Here is a 14,833-nt window from a genome sequence, read left to right as displayed (position 1 = left end):
CAGGTGGGCCGGTCGCCGCCTGCTCATTCGGCGGCGAGCAGCTCGTTCTCGATGACGACCGGGACCGATAGCGTCTTGTAGCCGACCTCGTCGAAGAGCACCGTCATCCGGTCCTCCTCGTAGCCCATCACTGTGCCCGGGCCCCACTCGCCGTGGCGGACCTTGGCGTGTACGGGGAAGGGCTCGTCGGCGGTGGCGGCCTCGGTCTCGGCGGCGGTGCCCTCGACGCAGTTGTCGCAGTGGCCGCACGGCTTGGTGAGCTCCTCGCCGAAATAGGCGAGCAGGGTCTGCGTGCGGCAGGCCCGGGTCTCGGCGAAGCCGCGCATCATGTCGGTGCGCGAGCGCGACACGACCTGCTGGCGTTCGTGCTCCTTGACGGCGGCGGTCGCGGCGGCGGCCGGCAGCGGGGCGAAGACCGGCACGGTCAGCTTGCCGCCGCGGCCGGTGGTCACGGCGCCGACGTGTTCGAGCAGGGCGAGGTAAGAGCTGAGCTTGCGCGGGCCGAGCCCGGTCGCCTCCTTGAGCTGGGCCTTGGTCTGCGGGCCGGAGCGTACGGCGGCGGCCAGCTCGCGCAGCTCGACCTCGTCGGGGGAGCCGCCGGTGAAGAACCGCTGGATGGCCTCGTCCTCGGCGCGCCACAGCAGCAGCGCCTGGGCCTGCTCGCCGTCGCGGCCGGAGCGGCCGATCTCCTGGAAGTAGCTGTCGGGGGAGTCGGGCAGCGCCATGTGCGCCACCCACCGGATGTTCGGCTTGTCGATGCCCATGCCGAACGCCGACGTGGCGACCATGATGTCGACCTTGTCGTTGGTGAAGTCCTCGTGCAACTGCTCGCGGGCGCCCGCGGCCATGCCGCCGTGGTAGAACTCGGCGGGGTAGCCGGCCCCGGTGAGCCGCTCGGCCAGTTCCTCGGCGGCGCGCCGCGTGGCGACGTAGATGATGCCCGGGCGCCCGGTCGCGTCGAGCAGAGACGTGAGGTTGCGCCACCGGTAGTCCTCGTCGGGGCAGTACGCGACCTCGAGGAACAGGTTGCGCCGGTCGAGCCCGGAGACGTGGATCTCGGGGTCCTTGAGCTGCAGCCGCTCGATGATGTCGTCGCGCACCGGCGGCGACGCGGTCGCGGTCAGCGCCAGCACGGGCGGGCGGCCGATGCCCTTGATGAGGTCGCCGAGCGCGAGGAACTCGGGGCGGAAGTCGTGCCCCCACGCCGAGATGCAGTGCGCCTCGTCGACCGCGACGAGCCCGGGCTTGAGGTCGCGCACCTCGGCGATGCGCTCGGGGTCGCTGAGCTGCTCGGGCGTGATGAACAGGAACTCGGCGCGGCCCTCGCGGATCTCCCGGATCGCCTCGCGCTGCTGCGCCGGCGTCTCGGCGGAGCTCACCCGTACGGCGCGGATCGTGGGATCGTCGTGCTCGTTGAGCGCGGCGATCTGGTCCTGCTGGAGCGCGAGCAGCGGCGAGATCACCACGGTGGGCCCGGGCAGCAGCACGGCGGGAATCTGGTAGATCGCCGACTTGCCGGCGCCGGTGGGCAGCACGACGAGGGCGTCGTTGCGGCGCAGCACGGCGCGCATCGGCTTGAACTGGCCGGGGCGCAGCGAGGGCCACCCGAAGTGCTCGCGGGCGACCCTGCGCAGGCGCGGACCGTATACGGGAATGTTCATCGAGCGGCCAGGGTGCCCCGGCGGCCGGAACGGCAAACGCTCACGAGAGCTTCGGCAGGATCTCGCCGGCGTACAGGTCGAACAGGCCCTGGTAGTTCGGGCCGGTGTTGGCCACGTACAGCTCGTCGAAGCCGGCCTGGCGGTACTGGTCGATCTGCTCGAGGTGCTTGGCCGGGTCGTTGCCGCAGACGAAGGCCTCCTTGACCATGTCCTGCGTGACCAGCTGCGACGCCTGCTCGAAGTGCTTGGGCGTGGGCAGCACCTGGGAGAGCTCGCCGGGCACGCCCGCGTTCGGCCACTTCTCGTACGCGATCCGGGCGCCCTCCTCCTCGGTGGCCGCGAACGCCGCCTTGAAGCCCGCCTGGGCGACCCGCTTGCCGCCGCCGTTCTCGCGGAAGCGCGACACCAGCTCGCCGTCGGGCATCGTGCTGACGTACCCGTCGCCGATCCGCGCGGCCACGTCGACCGCCTTGGGGCCGAACCCGGACACGAGGATCTCCGGCGGCGCCTCGGGCAGCGTGTAGATGCGGGCGTTCTCCACTGTGTAGTGCTTGCCGCGGTACGAGTAGTTGCCGCCCTGCCACAGGCCACGCATGATCTCGACGGCCTCCTCGAGCATCTCCAGGCGTACGTCGGCCTCGGGCCACGCGTCGCCGAAGATGTGCTCGTTGAGGGCCTCGCCGGTGCCGACGCCAAGCCGGAACCGGCCCTTGGTGAGCACCGCGCTGGTGGCCGCGGCCTGGGCGATGACCGCGGGGTGGATCCGCACCGTCGGGCAGGTCACGGCGGTGGTGATCGGCAGGCTGGTCACCTGGCTGAGCGCGCCGATCATCGACCAGACGAACGCGCTCTGCCCCTGGGCGTCGACCCACGGGTGGTAGTGGTCGGAGATCCAGAGGCCGCTGAAGCCGGCGCGCTCGGCGCCGCGGGCCTGCTCGAGGAGTTCCTCGGGGGTGTATTCCTCGCAGGAGAGAAAGTATCCGATGCGCATATGCGCCGGGATACCCCTATTTCCTGCGGCCGAACATCCGGCGTATCGCCCAGAGCAGGAACAGGAAGGCCAGCGCGACGCCGAGCAGCCGGACGGCGTGCACCTGCGACCAGTCGACTCCGGAGGCGGCGAGCGTGGTGGGGGTCACCGGCGGATGGTATCGCTCCCGTAATTGGAAGGTTTGTTGACTAAATATCGTACGGGTGTGACCATGGGTCCGCAACGACAGGGCGCGCGGCGCCGGACGTCACCGGAGGTACGGGGCCACATGCCGACACAGGGCGCATTGCCGGAGCTCGCCGCGACGGTGCTACAGCCGGGGTTCGCCGGCACGACGGCGCCCGACTGGGTGCGGCGGTGGCTGGGCGACGGCCTCGGCGGCGTCGCGCTGTTCGCCCGCAACGTCGAGTCGCCCGCCCAGGTCGCGGCCCTGACCGCGCAGCTGCGCGCCGAGCGTCCCGACGTGCTGGTCGCGATCGACGAGGAGGCCGGCGACGTCACCCGCTTCGAGTCGCGGCTGGGCAGCTCGCGTCCGGGCAACCTCGCGCTGGGCGCGATCGACGACGTGCTGCTGACCGAGGAGGTGGCCCGCGACCTCGGCCGCGAGCTGGCCGACGCCGGCATCACGCTCGACTACGCGCCCGACGCCGACGTCAACAGCAACGCCGCGAACCCCGTGATCGGCGTACGGGCGTTCGGCGCCGAGCCGCAGCTGGTGGCGCGCCACTCCGCCGCGTTCGTCCGCGGCCTGCAGGAGGCCGGCGTCGCGGCCTGCGCCAAGCACTTCCCCGGGCACGGCGACACCAGCGTCGACTCCCACCACGACGTGCCGCTGATCGGCCGCGACCGCCGGCAGCTCGAGGAGTGCGAGCTCGTGCCGTTCCGGGCTGCCATCGCCGCCGGCGCGCGGGTCGTCATGACCGGTCACCTGCTCGTCCCGGCGTACGATCCCGACCTGCCCGCCACGCTCAGCCCCCGGATCATCACCGGTCTGCTGCGCGAGGAGCTCGGCTTCGACGGCCTGATCGTCACCGACGGCATCGAGATGCAGGCCGTGCGCCGCCGTTACGGCCTGGCCGGCGCCACCGTACGCGCGCTGGCCGCCGGCGTGGACGCGATCTGCGTGGGCGGCGACCACGCCGACGAGCAGACCGCCACGCTGCTGCGCGACGCGATCGTCGAGGCCGTACGCTCCGGCGATCTGCCCGAGGAGCGGCTGCGCGCCGCCGCCGCCCGCGTGCGCGACCTGGGCGCCTGGACCACCGCCACGCAGACCGCCTCCGGCGCCCGCGCCGTCCGCGACGTGACCGTTCTGGCGCACACCGACAGCGTCGGCTTCGACGCCGCCCGCCGCGCCGTGCGGGTGACCGCCGCCGGCAACGCGCCGGCGCTGCCGCTCACCGAGGCCCCGCACGTGGTCGAGTTCGCCCCGCCGCGCAACATCGCCATCGGCGAGGAGACCCCGTGGGGCCTGGGCGCCCCGCTGGCCGACCTGCTGCCCGGCACCACCGCCGTACGCCTGACCGAGGACGACCTCGGCCCCGACCCCACCGCCACCGTGCTGTCCGGCGTCGGGGGCCGCCCGCTCGTGCTGGTGGTCCGCGACGTGCACCGGCACGCCTGGCTGAGCACGGTGCTGAACGCCGTGCTGGCCGAACGCCCCGACGCCGTGGTCGTCGAGATGGGCGTCCCCGAGACCGTCCTGGGCGCCGTGCACCTCGCCACCTTCGGCGCCACCCGGGCGTGCGGCCTGGCCGCTGCCGAGCTGATCGCGGGCACCCGGGTGCCGGCTCCCGCACCCCAGCCGCTGGCCGCCTGAGGACCGCCGGGTCAGCTCTCGATGATGTCGTCGTACTCGGGGTGCTCGGCGACGTACTTGGCGAAGAACGGGCACGCCGGATAGACCCGGGCGCCCTGGGCGCGCAGCGCGTCGAGGGTCTGCTGGGCGAGCGCACTGCCGAGGCCCTGCCCGCGGAAGCGGCGGTCGACCTCGCTGTGGGTCACGACGGTCACGCCGTCGCGGACGCGGTAGGCGGCCAGGCCGGCGCGTTCGCCGTCGACGGTCAGCTCGAAACGGCTCTCGGAGGGGTTGTCACGCACGTCGACCTCGCTCATCGCCACAGCTTAGGGCTCGCGCGGGCCCCGTACGCTTGACGGGTGACGAACTCCAGGATCGCCGCCCTCGTCAGCTCGGCCGCCCTCGGTCTCGCCCTCCTCGCGGGGTGCAGCAACGACGACGTCAGCTGCGGGCTCGACCAGTGCACGGTGACGATCGACCGCCAGACGAACGCGAGCGCCAGCTTCCTCGGCGTGGAGGCGAAATTCGTGAGCGCCGACGCGAACACGGTGACGCTCGAGGTGGCCGGGGAGCAGGTCAGCCTCACCAAGGGGCAGCAGGCGGTCGAGGTGGGCGGGCTGATGGTCTCGCTCGACAGCGTGACCGGCGACCAGATCGGCTTGCAGGTGTCACGCAACTAGCACGGGGCACCCGTTCCCGTCCCGGGTTTGAGAAAACCCGGGACGGGTCATTTTCCCCCGTATGACATCCGCCGCCTCGAACGTCAAGAGCACCGCCTCCAAGGCCGCGAACAGCAAACCGCTGGAGTACCTGGCCCGGGGCGGCTTCATCGGCTACGGCATCATCCACCTCATCTTCGCCTGGATCGCGCTGCAGGTCGCCTTCCAGGGGTCCAAGCAGGACAGCGACCAGTCGGGCGCACTGCAGTCGCTGGCCGGCAACGGTGTCGGCAAGACGCTGCTGGTGCTGATCGTCATCGGCATGGTCGCGATGGCGATCTGGCAGGGGTTCGAGGCCGCCATCGGCGAGAGCGGCGAGCAGACCCGCGGCGCCAAGGCGGAGCGGGCGCTGTCGGTCGCGCGGGCGCTGCTTTATCTGTATCTGGCGTTCTACGCCGTCAAAGTGCTGCGGGGCTCGAACGCCTCGATGGGCGACACCTCCCAGAGCAAGACCTCAGGCCTGATGGACAGCACGGGCGGCCGGTGGCTGGTCGGGCTGATCGGGCTCGTGGTGCTGGGCGTCGGGGTCGGGATGTTCGTCTACGGGCTGCGCCGCAAGTTCGTGAAGCACCTGAACACCGGCCAGATGCAGCACGGCACCCGGCAGCCGATCATCCGGCTGGGCATGGCGGGCTACATGGCCAAGGGCGCGGCGTACGCGATCGCCGGCGCGCTGGTCGTGGTGGCGGCGGTGAACTACGACGCCGAGAAGGCGCGCGGGCTGGACGCCGCGCTCAAGACGCTCGCGGGGTACTCGTGGGGCGTGTGGCTGCTCGCGTTGATCGCGCTGGGCATCGCCGCCTTCGGCGTCTACTGCATCGCGCAGGCCAAGTACCGCAAAGTGTGAGCAAGCTCCGATCCCGCTGCGGAAAAGTTGCGAGTATCGGTGACCTGGGCAAGCCGGGTTGCCGGTACTCGTTGTTTTCGCGCGCGAAGGAGAACGGAAGTGGCCAGCACCCTGGAGGCCCTGCTCGCTGTCCTCGCCGGCGTGGGACCGGCGATCCTGGCGGCCGAGATCCTGCACTGGCTGCTGAGCCGGCTGGGGCGCAGATCGCCGCTCGCCGCGGACCTTTCCCGTACGGCGCACCGGCCGTTCCTGGCCACGGTGATGGTCTTCAGCGTGCAGCAGGCACTGCGGACGGTCGCCGGTGACTTCCCGGGCCGGGCCGGGGTCCTGCACGCCCTGGTCGTGCTCTCCATCGCCGGGCTCGGCTGGCTGATCGCGATGCTCGTGCTGGTGCTCGAGGACGCCGCGCTGTCGCGGTGGCGCACCGACGTGCCGGACAACCTCAAGCGCCGCCGCCTCAAGACCCAGGTCGTGATGATCCGGCGGCTGACGGTGGCGACGGTCGTGGTGCTCACGCTCGGCGTGGTGCTGATGACGTTCCCGGGCATCCGCGCGCTCGGCGCCAGCGTGCTGGCCTCGGCCGGCATCGTGAGCGTCGTCGCCGCGCTGGCCGCGCAGAGCACGCTGGGCAACGTGTTCGCGGGCCTGCAGCTGGCCTTCAGCGACGCCGTACGGGTGGACGACGTGGTGGTGGTCGAGGGGGAGTGGGGCCGCATCGAGGAGCTCACGCTTACCTACGTGGCCGTGCAGATCTGGGACGACCGGCGGCTGCTGCTGCCCACCTCGTACTTCACCACCAAGCCGTTCCAGAACTGGACCCGGTCGAGTTCCGCGGTGCTGGGCACCGCCGAGGTGGACGTCGACTGGGGTTTCGAGATCGAGCCGCTGCGCGCGGAGCTGCGGGCCGCGTGCGAGGGCTCGGAACTGTGGGACGGCCGGGTCTGCGTGCTGCAGGTGACCGACGCCGTCGGCGGATCGGTCCGGCTCCGGGCGCTGGTCAGCGCGGCCGACGCGCCGTCGCTGTGGGACCTGCGGTGCCTGGTGCGCGAGCGGCTGGTGACCTACATCTGGCAGCACCAGCGCGACGCGCTGCCGCGTCACCGGGCCGACGTGGCCGACGCGACGGCCGCCCGTTCCGAGCCGCGCGTCGCGCCCCGGACCGACTCCGGCGAGGGCCGTTCTCCCGCCGGTGCGGGCGGCGACGAGCGCGCCGCGGTGTTCGCCGGGCCGGACGAGCAACTCCCCGTGCCGGCCAACCGCTGACCCGGAAGTCCGGTTTCGCACGACAGGATTGACGGCCCGCTCATCAGGGCATACACGGGACACCGAAAGGAGGACACCATGGCCGATGTTCTGAACGGCCGCCAGACCAGCGCAGGCGCCGATCAGTCCACCGCCGAGCTGGTGCAACGCGCCAGCGAGCAGATCAGTCGTCTCGTCCGTGACGAGATCGCGTTGGCCAAGGCCGAACTGGCGGAGAAGGGCAAGCATGCCGGTATCGGCATCGGCCTGTTCGGTGGTGGCGGCGTTCTCGCCATGTACGGCGTCGGTGCCCTCGTGGCAACCCTGATCATCGTTTTCGATCTGTTCCTGCCGCTGTGGCTGGCCGCGCTCATCGTCACGGTCGTGCTCTTCGCGGTCGCCGGCGTTCTCGCCCTGATCGGCAAGAAGCAGGTGACCAAGGCGGTCCCGCCGGAGCCCACGGCCGCGATCAAGAGCGTCAAGGCCGACGTCGACGAGGTCAAGCAGGCGGTCAGGAGCCGTTGATGAGCGAGAAGAACGGGCAGTCGGCGCCGAAGCCGTCGATCGACGAGCTGCGCGCCGACATCAAGCAGACCCGCGAGGAGCTGGGCGAGACGGTGCAGGCGCTCGCCGCCAAGGCCGACGTCAAGGCGCGCGCCAAGGAGCAGGTCGAGCAGACCAAGCAGAAGGTCAAGGCGCAGGCCGTGGAGGCGACCGAGAAGGTGCGCGACGCCGCCGCGGCAGCCGCGGGCAAGGTCAAGGCCTCCGCCGCGGACACCGCCGACAAGGTACGCACGTCGGCCGCGCTGACCGCCGACAAGGTGAACAACAGCAGCACGCACGACTTCGCCCTCGAGGCCCGCGAGCAGGTGCGCAACAGCCCCGTGCCGCTCCCGCTGGTCCTCGCCGGGGTGGCGGCGATCGTGGGCGTCATTCTGATCATTCGAGGGAGTCGCCGATGAGCGGCAAGGTGGGCAAGCTGGCGTACAAGCCGGTCGGGTTGCTGCTCGGCGTGGGCGCCGGCATGGTCGCCGGCGTCGTCTTCAAGGAGGTCTGGAAGCTGGCCGCCGGTGACGACGACGCGCCGGACGCGACCGACGAGGACCGCGGCTGGGGCGAGATCCTCGCGGCGGCCGCGTTGCAGGGCGCCATCTTCGCGCTCGTGCGCGCTGCCGTGCACCGGGGCGGCGCCGTGGGTGTTCGGAAACTGACTGGGCAATGGCCTGACTGACACCCGGTCGGCGGTTCAAGGTCTCCCACCTCGCGAGAGCGAAGTGGGGGGCCTTTTCCATATCCGTCGTCATGTATTTCGTTGGCCCGCAGGGGCAGCTTTGTGACCCCCTTTTCGGGTATGGTGTGCCCAGTTTTTGCGTACGTGGTTCGCTGCTTCCGCCCGATCACGGGATGCCGGTCGCTCACACGACGACGGCCGGTGTCGCGAGATCACGGTGGATGGGACGTCCTCTGAAAGGCCGCCTCAACGGCGCCGCTGCTCGAAAACGGTCATCGGCCCGGGCATTACGGGGTCGGCATTTTCGCAAAGGGGAGTTCAGCATGGCGCAAGGAACCGTGAAGTGGTTCAACGCAGACAAGGGGTTCGGCTTCATCACCGTCGACGGCGGGGGTGCTGATGTGTTTGTTCACTTCTCGGCCATCCAGATGAGCGGCTACCGCGCTCTGGAGGAGAACCAGCGGGTCGAGTTCGAGATCGCCCAGGGCCAGAAGGGCCCGCAGGCGGAGCAGGTTCGACCCCTCTGACACCACACGCCGGTCCCGGACCGGCTGCCGATCGCCTGGCGGAGGTCGGCTGGAGCCCCGGAACCCCCGCATCCTCACCGCGAGGATGCGGGGGTTTCTCATTGCCCGGCTTCGGGGCGCCGGTTGTCGTCGAGGATGGGCGAGGACTGGATGAGCGCGGCCACCTCGGCCCGCTTGGCCCGCGCCCGGGCGCGCTCCCCGGTGATGATCAGGATCAGCCCGCCGACGGCGACGACCGGACCGATGATCGACCAGACGCGGGCGCCGCTCATCCGGCTGCCGGTGAGCACGTCGAGGCCCTGCAGTGTCCACAGAGCACCGACGACGACGGCGAGCACGCCCAGCGCCATCGGCAGCCAGCCCGTGAGCTTCCGCGGTGCGGAGGCCGCCGGGCCCGGTGCCGGTTCGTTCACCATTTGTCGTGGACCTGCGGGCGGATCAGCTCGTCGTAGACCGCCCGCACCGTCTCGCGTGCCTCGTCGCTCAGCGGCGGGAGGTCCGCCACGGCGGCGTTGCCGCGCGCCTGCTCCGGGTTGCGGGCGCCCGGGATGACGACGGTGACGCCGGACTGGTCGAGCACCCAGCGGAGCGCGAACTGGGCCATCGTGAAGCCCTCGGGCACCAGCGGGCGCAGCCGGGAGACCGCCTCGAGGCCGGTCGCGAAGTCCACACCGGAGAAGGTCTCGCCGACGTCGAACGCCTCGCCGTGCCGGTTGTAGTTGCGGTGGTCGTTCTCGGCGAACGTCGTCTTCTCGTCGTAGCGGCCGGAGAGCAGCCCGCTGGCGAGCGGCACGCGGGCGATGATTCCCACGCCGGCCTCGGCCGCGGCCGGCAGCACCCGCTCGAGCGGCTTGAGCCGGAACGCGTTGAGGATGATCTGCACGCTCGCGGTGCCCGGGCGGGCGATCGCGGCGAGCGCCTCGTCGACCTTCTCCACGCTGACGCCGTACGCCCTGATCCGCTTCTCCTGCACGAGCGTGTCCAGGGCGTCGTAGACCGCGTCGGTCGAGAAGACCGGCGTCGGCGGGCAGTGCAGCTGTACGAGGTCCAGCGTGTCGACGCCGAGGTTGGCACGGGACCGGTCGGTCCACGCGCGGAAGTTGTCGAGGGTGTAGTTGCCGGGCTCCTGCGCCACCCGGCGTCCCATCTTGGTGGCGACGGTGAGCTGCGGCTTGTCCTTGATGAACGAGCCGATGATCTGCTCGCTGCGGCCGTCGCCGTAGACGTCGGCGGTGTCAATGAACGTCACGCCCGCGTCGACCGCGGCCTGCAGGGTCGCGTGCGCGTCGGCCTCGCTGACCTCGCCCCAGTCGGCGCCCAGCTGCCACGCGCCCAGGCCGACCACGCCGACCGTCCGTCCCATCCTGCCAAAAGTGCGATTCTCCACGGCCTCGACCCTACCGGCCCTCTGGTATTCTGCCCGCAAAACGTACGTACGGTTTGGAGGTCGCCGCATGTGGGACCCGGCTGTCTACCGTCGCTACGGCGCCGAGCGCGCGCGCCCGTTCTTCGATCTGGTCGCCCGCGTGGGCACCGGGAGCCCGCGGGCGGTCGTCGACCTGGGCTGCGGGCCCGGCGAGCTGACGCTGAGCCTGGCCGAGCGGTGGCCCGGCGCGCGCCTGACCGGCATCGACTCCTCGCCCGACATGATCGCCAAGGCGGTGGCGCACGGCGGCCCAGTCGAGTTCCGCGCGGGCGACGTGCGCGACTGGCGGCCCGGGCGCGACGTCGACGTCGTGGTCACCAATGCGACCCTGCAATGGGTGCCGGAGCACCGCGAGCTGCTCGTGCGTTGGGTGCGGGAGCTGGCGCCGGGATCGTGGCTGGCGATGCAGGTGCCGGGGAACTTCGGGGCGCCCTCGCACGTGCTGCTGCGGGCGGTCGGCGAGCGCTACGGCGTCGGCGGGCTGCTGCGCGAGGCGCCGGTCGACGACCCGGCGGGCTATGCGGCGCTGCTCACCGCGGCCGGCGCGACCGTCGACGCCTGGGAGACCACGTACCTGCACCTGCTGCCCGCCGGCCCGGAGGGGGAAGGCGAAGGGGAGCATCCGGTGCTGCGGTGGATGGAAGGCACGGCGTTGCGTCCCGTCAAGGCGGCGCTCGACGAGAATGCTTGGCAGTCGTTCCGCGCCGAGCTGGCGCGGGAACTGTCGGGCGCCTATCCGGCGACCGGCGCGCACGTCGCGTTCCCGTTCCGCCGCGTCTTCGTGGTGGCGCGGACCGCTGAGGAGGAGGAAGGAACCGGATGACCACCCCGTTCATCGCCGGCCTGCCCAAGGCCGAGCTGCACGTCCACCACGTGGGCTCGGCCTCGCCGCGGATCGTGGCCGAGCTGGCCGCCCGGCACGAGGGCGCCTCGCCGGTGCCCGCCGACCCGGAGGCGCTCGCGGAGTACTTCGCGTTCCGCGACTTCGCGCACTTCATCGACGTCTACCTCAGCGTGGTCGACCTGATCCGCGACGACGAAGACGTGCGCGTGCTGACCTTCGAGGTGGCCCGCGAGCTGGCCCGCCAGCAGGTCCGGTACGCCGAGCTGACCGTCACGCCGTACTCCAGCGTCCGCCGGGGCATCGCCGCCGAGGCGTTCTGCGCCGCGATCGAGGATGCGCGCCGGGCGGCCGCCGCCGAGTTCGGCATCGAGCTGCGCTGGTGCTTCGACATCCCCGGGGAGGCGGGCCTGGCCTCGGCCGAGGAGACGCTGCGGATCGCGCTCGAGCAGCAGCCCGCCGGTCTGATCAGCTTCGGCCTGGGCGGCCCGGAGATCGGTGTGCCCCGCCCGCAGTTCAAGCCGTACTTCGACAAGGCGCGCGCGGCCGGGCTGCACAGCGTGCCGCACGCCGGCGAGACCACCGGCCCGCAGACCGTCTGGGACGCCGTACGGGAACTGGGCGCCGAGCGGATCGGGCACGGCATCGCGGCCGCGCAGGACCCGGAACTGCTGGCCCACCTGGCCGAGCAGCAGATCGCGCTCGAGGTGTGCCCGACCTCCAACGTGCGCACCCGGGCGGTCGCCACGCTCGACGACCACCCGCTGGCGAGGATCGTCGCCGCCGGCGTGCCGGTGAGCATCAACTCCGACGACCCGCCGATGTTCGGCACCACCCTCGAGCACGAGTACGAGGTGGCCGCCCGGCTGCTCGGCCTCGACGACCGGGGCGTCGCGGACCTCGCGCGCGCGGCCGTGCGGCAGAGCTTCCTCGACCAGGCGGGCAAGGCGCGGCTGCTCGCCGAGATCGACGCCTACGCGGGGCGCAACGCGTAGAGCGGCTCCTGCCACATCGCGATCACCACGATGATGCCGATCGTGAGCACCGCGATCGCGCGCACGAGACGACGCTTGTTGAACCTGGCCGGGCCCTCCTCGGGCTCGGTCAGGGGCCTTTCCAGGGTGTCGCGCACAGCCTTGCCTCCGCTCTAGTCGGGTACCGCTGTCCAACTCTGGTAGCGCTGGTCGTTGCCCGTCTGCAGGACGAGCACCCGGTGCGCGCCGAACCGCTGATCGCCCACGCCGGCCACCAGGCCGCCGTCGGTGCGCAGCGTGAAACCGTAGGGCGAGGCCTGCAGCGTCCACCGGGCCGCCTTGCCGCCGCTGCACTCCGCCTGCACCAGCGGCGCGCCCGCGACCGCGCCGCCCAGCGGGCCCACGCACTTGCCGGTGGCCCGTGAGATCAGCGAGTAGCTGTTGCCGCCGGCCGGCACGAGCTGCCACTGCTGCTGGGCGTCGTCGTCGGTGCCGCTGAGCGTCACCGGGGTGCCGGGCGCCGTACGCGCCGCGTAGAGGTCGGCGGCGCCGCCGGTGAGCGCGTTGGTCAGCGTGAACCAGGAGTTCTGCGCCGGGCGGGCGGCGGGCGTCGTCTCGGCGGTGGACCGCGCGGTGTACCTGCTGCCCGACTTGATGGTCACCCGGTACCTGGCGTCGGGCCTGAGGCCGATCAGCCGCGCCCGGGTGGCCTTGGTGGTGGCCACCGGCTCGCCGTCGACCGAGACCTCGTACGTGGCCCGCTCCGAGGCCGCGCTCCAGGACAGCCGCACCGAGCTGCTGGTCGCGTCGCGCACCTCGAGCACGGCCTGCACCGGCTCGGCGGGCAGCCCGCCGGTCGGCGAGGCCGGGGGAGCCGGGGGAGCGGTCGTCGCCGCGACCGGCAGCGCCTGCACGTCGCCGGCCGGCTCCTGCGGCTCGTCGGCCGGCGGCTCGGCGGGCGCGCTGGGCTCGGCGCCGGGCTCCTGCTCGGGCGGCGTGGTGCCGCTCGGGGTGGGCTCGGGCGAGGGCGGGGCGTCGCCGCCGCCGTCCGCCGGGCCGGGGTCGGTCACGGTGGGGGTGGGCTCGGCGCTCGGGCTCGGCGAGGCCTCGGGCTCGGCCGGGGCGGCGGAACTGGGCGCCGGGCCGGGCCGGGGCGCGCCGACCGCGTCGGGGATGTCGTCGCCGCCGTCGCTGCGCAGCAGGAACTCGCTCTGCGCGATGTTCCAGTGCTTGTCGAGGTAGCTGCCCGGCTTCGGGTCGGTGCTGAAGTAGTCGTCGTGGCCGCAGTCGAGCCGCGTCTCGTGCTTGCGGGGGCAGACGTTGCGCACCGGCTTGCCCGAGCGGTCGGCGCCGCAGAGCAGGTCGAACTCGTCGAGGCAGCCGCCGGCCCCGCTGGAGTTCGGCGAGTCGGTCAGCGTCGCGCCGAGGGTGTGGGTCAGCTCGTGCGCGGCCATCGCCGAGCTCCAGCAGCCGGCGTCGACCCGGCCGTAGGAGGGGCCGCCGTTGTTGCGGTTGCCCAGCCCGGGCCGCCGGTCGGCGACATAGGTCGCGATGCCGCAGTACACGTTGGTGTCGGCGAACATCAGGTACTTGCGGTCGGTGCGGTTGTAGCCCAGCTTGCGCAGCGCGTCGATGCTGCCGTTGAACGACCGCAGCGCGCCTGCCGGCAGCTGCACCTCGGAGACCTCCACCCGGCACTCCGGCGTGGTCACGAACCGCACGTGGCGTGAGCTGCCGGTCTCGGCCGCGCTCTCGTCGAAGATCTGGTCGACGCCGGCCGACCAGGTGCGGAACGAACCGAGGAAGCCGGTGTAGCGGCTCGGGGTGCCGTTCTCGTGCAGGTACAGCACCTGGACGCGCTTGCCGCTGCGCCCGTCGCCCTCGCAGGCCACGTCGTGCGCGCCCATGATGAAGTCGGCCTCGCCGGGAGCGGCGTCGGGCACCAGCGCCGGCGCGTCCGCGGTGAGCGCGCTGCCGCCCTGGTCGCGGGCGATCTCGGCGTCGGTGGGCGTCGACGCGGCGCTCTCGCGCACCGGCTGCCGCGGCTCGGGCGCCTTCGCGGTCACCGGGGTGACGTCGCGGCGCACCAGCAGGCCGGCCGGCGCCTGGTCGGGGCCGTGCGTGCAGGTCTGGCCGTCCAGCTCGTAGGACCCGGCGCACAGCGAGCCCGCCCCGGCCGGCTGCAGGCCGTCGTAGACCAGCCCCTGGTCGGGCTTGTCGGCGGGCAGGGAGGCGAGCGAGAGGCTGTGCGAGCCGGAGTCGCCGGTCACGGTCTCCACCACGCTGGGGCCCACCACCCCGCCGACACCGAGCAGCGCCAGCCCGAGCGCGACCGGCAGCAGCCGATGGGGCCGGGTGGACACCGCCCGGCGGTGACCACGCGGGGCCGGCGATCGGCGGTGCGTGGACAAGGCCTCTCCTTGACTGGCGGGTGCGCGGTGGGAGGTGGCGATGGGGCGACCACCTCTCACCGCGCGGGAGCTTCGCCGCGAGGCGGGAAGCCGGATGGGATCGGGGGGAACACTGCCAGCCCGGCTCGCGGAGCGGAACGCCTTTAATACAGATCTAAGCAAGAA

The 14,833-nt window shown here is 72.2% G+C and carries 18 protein-coding genes; 10 read left to right on the top strand and 8 right to left on the bottom strand.

Going from position 1 to position 14,833, the window contains the following annotated elements; all coding sequences use genetic code 11:
• Nucleotides 1–23 precede the first annotated feature (23 nt).
• From ACSNN8_RS02045 to ACSNN8_RS02035, 3 genes are read right to left on the bottom strand one after another with little or no spacing between them, the layout of a single operon-like run.
• Complete coding sequence (locus ACSNN8_RS02045; RefSeq protein WP_436646526.1) at nt 24–1,661, bottom strand: RecQ family ATP-dependent DNA helicase; 1,638 nt, start codon at nt 1,659–1,661, stop codon at nt 24–26.
• Between the two features lie 40 nt (nt 1,662–1,701).
• Nucleotides 1,702–2,652, bottom strand: a complete 951-nt coding sequence (locus ACSNN8_RS02040; protein WP_436646524.1) for a TIGR03557 family F420-dependent LLM class oxidoreductase — start codon at nt 2,650–2,652, stop codon at nt 1,702–1,704.
• 16 nt (nt 2,653–2,668) lie between these two features.
• Nucleotides 2,669–2,800 (bottom strand): hypothetical protein, encoded by a 132-nt coding sequence (locus ACSNN8_RS02035; RefSeq protein WP_436646522.1) that lies wholly within the window; start codon nt 2,798–2,800, stop codon nt 2,669–2,671.
• 120 nt (nt 2,801–2,920) lie between these two features.
• On the opposite strand from ACSNN8_RS02035, the gene ACSNN8_RS02030 reads away from it, so the two are divergent.
• On the top strand, nt 2,921–4,471 hold the full coding sequence (locus ACSNN8_RS02030) for a glycoside hydrolase family 3 protein (RefSeq protein ID WP_436646521.1): 1,551 nt from the start codon (nt 2,921–2,923) through the stop codon (nt 4,469–4,471).
• Between the two features lie 11 nt (nt 4,472–4,482).
• Here the strand turns inward: ACSNN8_RS02030 and ACSNN8_RS02025 are convergent, their stop codons facing one another.
• The gene (locus tag ACSNN8_RS02025; protein WP_436646519.1) at nt 4,483–4,767 is read right to left on the bottom strand and encodes a GNAT family N-acetyltransferase; all 285 of its coding nucleotides are present in this window, start codon (nt 4,765–4,767) and stop codon (nt 4,483–4,485) included.
• Nucleotides 4,768–4,809: 42 nt separating this feature from the next.
• Here ACSNN8_RS02025 and ACSNN8_RS02020 point away from each other — a divergent pair, with 42 nt between their 5' ends.
• From ACSNN8_RS02020 to ACSNN8_RS01990, 7 genes are all read left to right on the top strand, one after another.
• Complete coding sequence (locus tag ACSNN8_RS02020) at nt 4,810–5,130, top strand: hypothetical protein (RefSeq protein ID WP_436646517.1); 321 nt, start codon at nt 4,810–4,812, stop codon at nt 5,128–5,130.
• A 61-nt stretch (nt 5,131–5,191) separates the two neighbouring features.
• The gene (locus ACSNN8_RS02015) at nt 5,192–6,016 is read left to right on the top strand and encodes a DUF1206 domain-containing protein (protein WP_436646516.1); all 825 of its coding nucleotides are present in this window, start codon (nt 5,192–5,194) and stop codon (nt 6,014–6,016) included.
• Between the two features lie 99 nt (nt 6,017–6,115).
• The gene (locus ACSNN8_RS02010) at nt 6,116–7,279 is read left to right on the top strand and encodes a mechanosensitive ion channel family protein (protein WP_436646514.1); all 1,164 of its coding nucleotides are present in this window, start codon (nt 6,116–6,118) and stop codon (nt 7,277–7,279) included.
• Between the two features lie 78 nt (nt 7,280–7,357).
• Complete coding sequence (locus ACSNN8_RS02005) at nt 7,358–7,783, top strand: phage holin family protein (RefSeq protein WP_436646512.1); 426 nt, start codon at nt 7,358–7,360, stop codon at nt 7,781–7,783.
• Complete coding sequence (locus tag ACSNN8_RS02000; protein WP_436646510.1) at nt 7,783–8,220, top strand: DUF3618 domain-containing protein; 438 nt, start codon at nt 7,783–7,785, stop codon at nt 8,218–8,220. Before ACSNN8_RS02005 ends, ACSNN8_RS02000 begins: the two co-directional genes overlap by 1 nt.
• The gene (locus ACSNN8_RS01995; RefSeq protein ID WP_436646508.1) at nt 8,217–8,489 is read left to right on the top strand and encodes a DUF4235 domain-containing protein; all 273 of its coding nucleotides are present in this window, start codon (nt 8,217–8,219) and stop codon (nt 8,487–8,489) included. Before ACSNN8_RS02000 ends, ACSNN8_RS01995 begins: the two co-directional genes overlap by 4 nt.
• A 323-nt stretch (nt 8,490–8,812) precedes the next feature.
• Nucleotides 8,813–9,016 (top strand): cold-shock protein, encoded by a 204-nt coding sequence (locus ACSNN8_RS01990; protein WP_436646507.1) that lies wholly within the window; start codon nt 8,813–8,815, stop codon nt 9,014–9,016.
• Nucleotides 9,017–9,114: 98 nt separating this feature from the next.
• Here the strand turns inward: ACSNN8_RS01990 and ACSNN8_RS01985 are convergent, their stop codons facing one another.
• A complete protein-coding gene (locus tag ACSNN8_RS01985) occupies nt 9,115–9,432 on the bottom strand; it encodes a hypothetical protein (protein ID WP_436646505.1) in 318 nt (105 codons plus the stop codon).
• Nucleotides 9,426–10,403: an aldo/keto reductase gene (locus ACSNN8_RS01980; protein ID WP_436646504.1), complete on the bottom strand. Its 978-nt coding sequence runs from the start codon at nt 10,401–10,403 to the stop codon at nt 9,426–9,428. Before ACSNN8_RS01980 ends, ACSNN8_RS01985 begins: the two co-directional genes overlap by 7 nt.
• A gap of 67 nt (nt 10,404–10,470) precedes the next feature.
• Here ACSNN8_RS01980 and ACSNN8_RS01975 point away from each other — a divergent pair, with 67 nt between their 5' ends.
• On the top strand, nt 10,471–11,265 hold the full coding sequence (locus ACSNN8_RS01975; protein ID WP_436646502.1) for a trans-aconitate 2-methyltransferase: 795 nt from the start codon (nt 10,471–10,473) through the stop codon (nt 11,263–11,265).
• Nucleotides 11,262–12,278: an adenosine deaminase gene (locus ACSNN8_RS01970; protein WP_436646501.1), complete on the top strand. Its 1,017-nt coding sequence runs from the start codon at nt 11,262–11,264 to the stop codon at nt 12,276–12,278. The genes ACSNN8_RS01975 and ACSNN8_RS01970 overlap by 4 nt, the downstream gene beginning before the upstream one ends.
• Here ACSNN8_RS01970 and ACSNN8_RS01965 read toward each other — a convergent pair.
• The gene (locus ACSNN8_RS01965) at nt 12,257–12,415 is read right to left on the bottom strand and encodes a hypothetical protein (protein ID WP_436646500.1); all 159 of its coding nucleotides are present in this window, start codon (nt 12,413–12,415) and stop codon (nt 12,257–12,259) included. The two genes, ACSNN8_RS01970 and ACSNN8_RS01965, sit on opposite strands and share 22 nt — an antisense overlap.
• A 15-nt stretch (nt 12,416–12,430) precedes the next feature.
• Nucleotides 12,431–14,620 (bottom strand): RICIN domain-containing protein, encoded by a 2,190-nt coding sequence (locus ACSNN8_RS01960; protein ID WP_436646499.1) that lies wholly within the window; start codon nt 14,618–14,620, stop codon nt 12,431–12,433.
• Between the last annotated feature and the right edge of the window lie 213 nt (nt 14,621–14,833).

The organism is Actinoplanes sp. URMC 104, assembly GCF_051386375.1.
GTDB lineage: Bacteria > Actinomycetota > Actinomycetes > Mycobacteriales > Micromonosporaceae > Actinoplanes.
The sequence above is the reverse complement of the archived record's forward strand: the minus strand, read 5'-3'. Positions and strand labels throughout refer to the sequence as shown.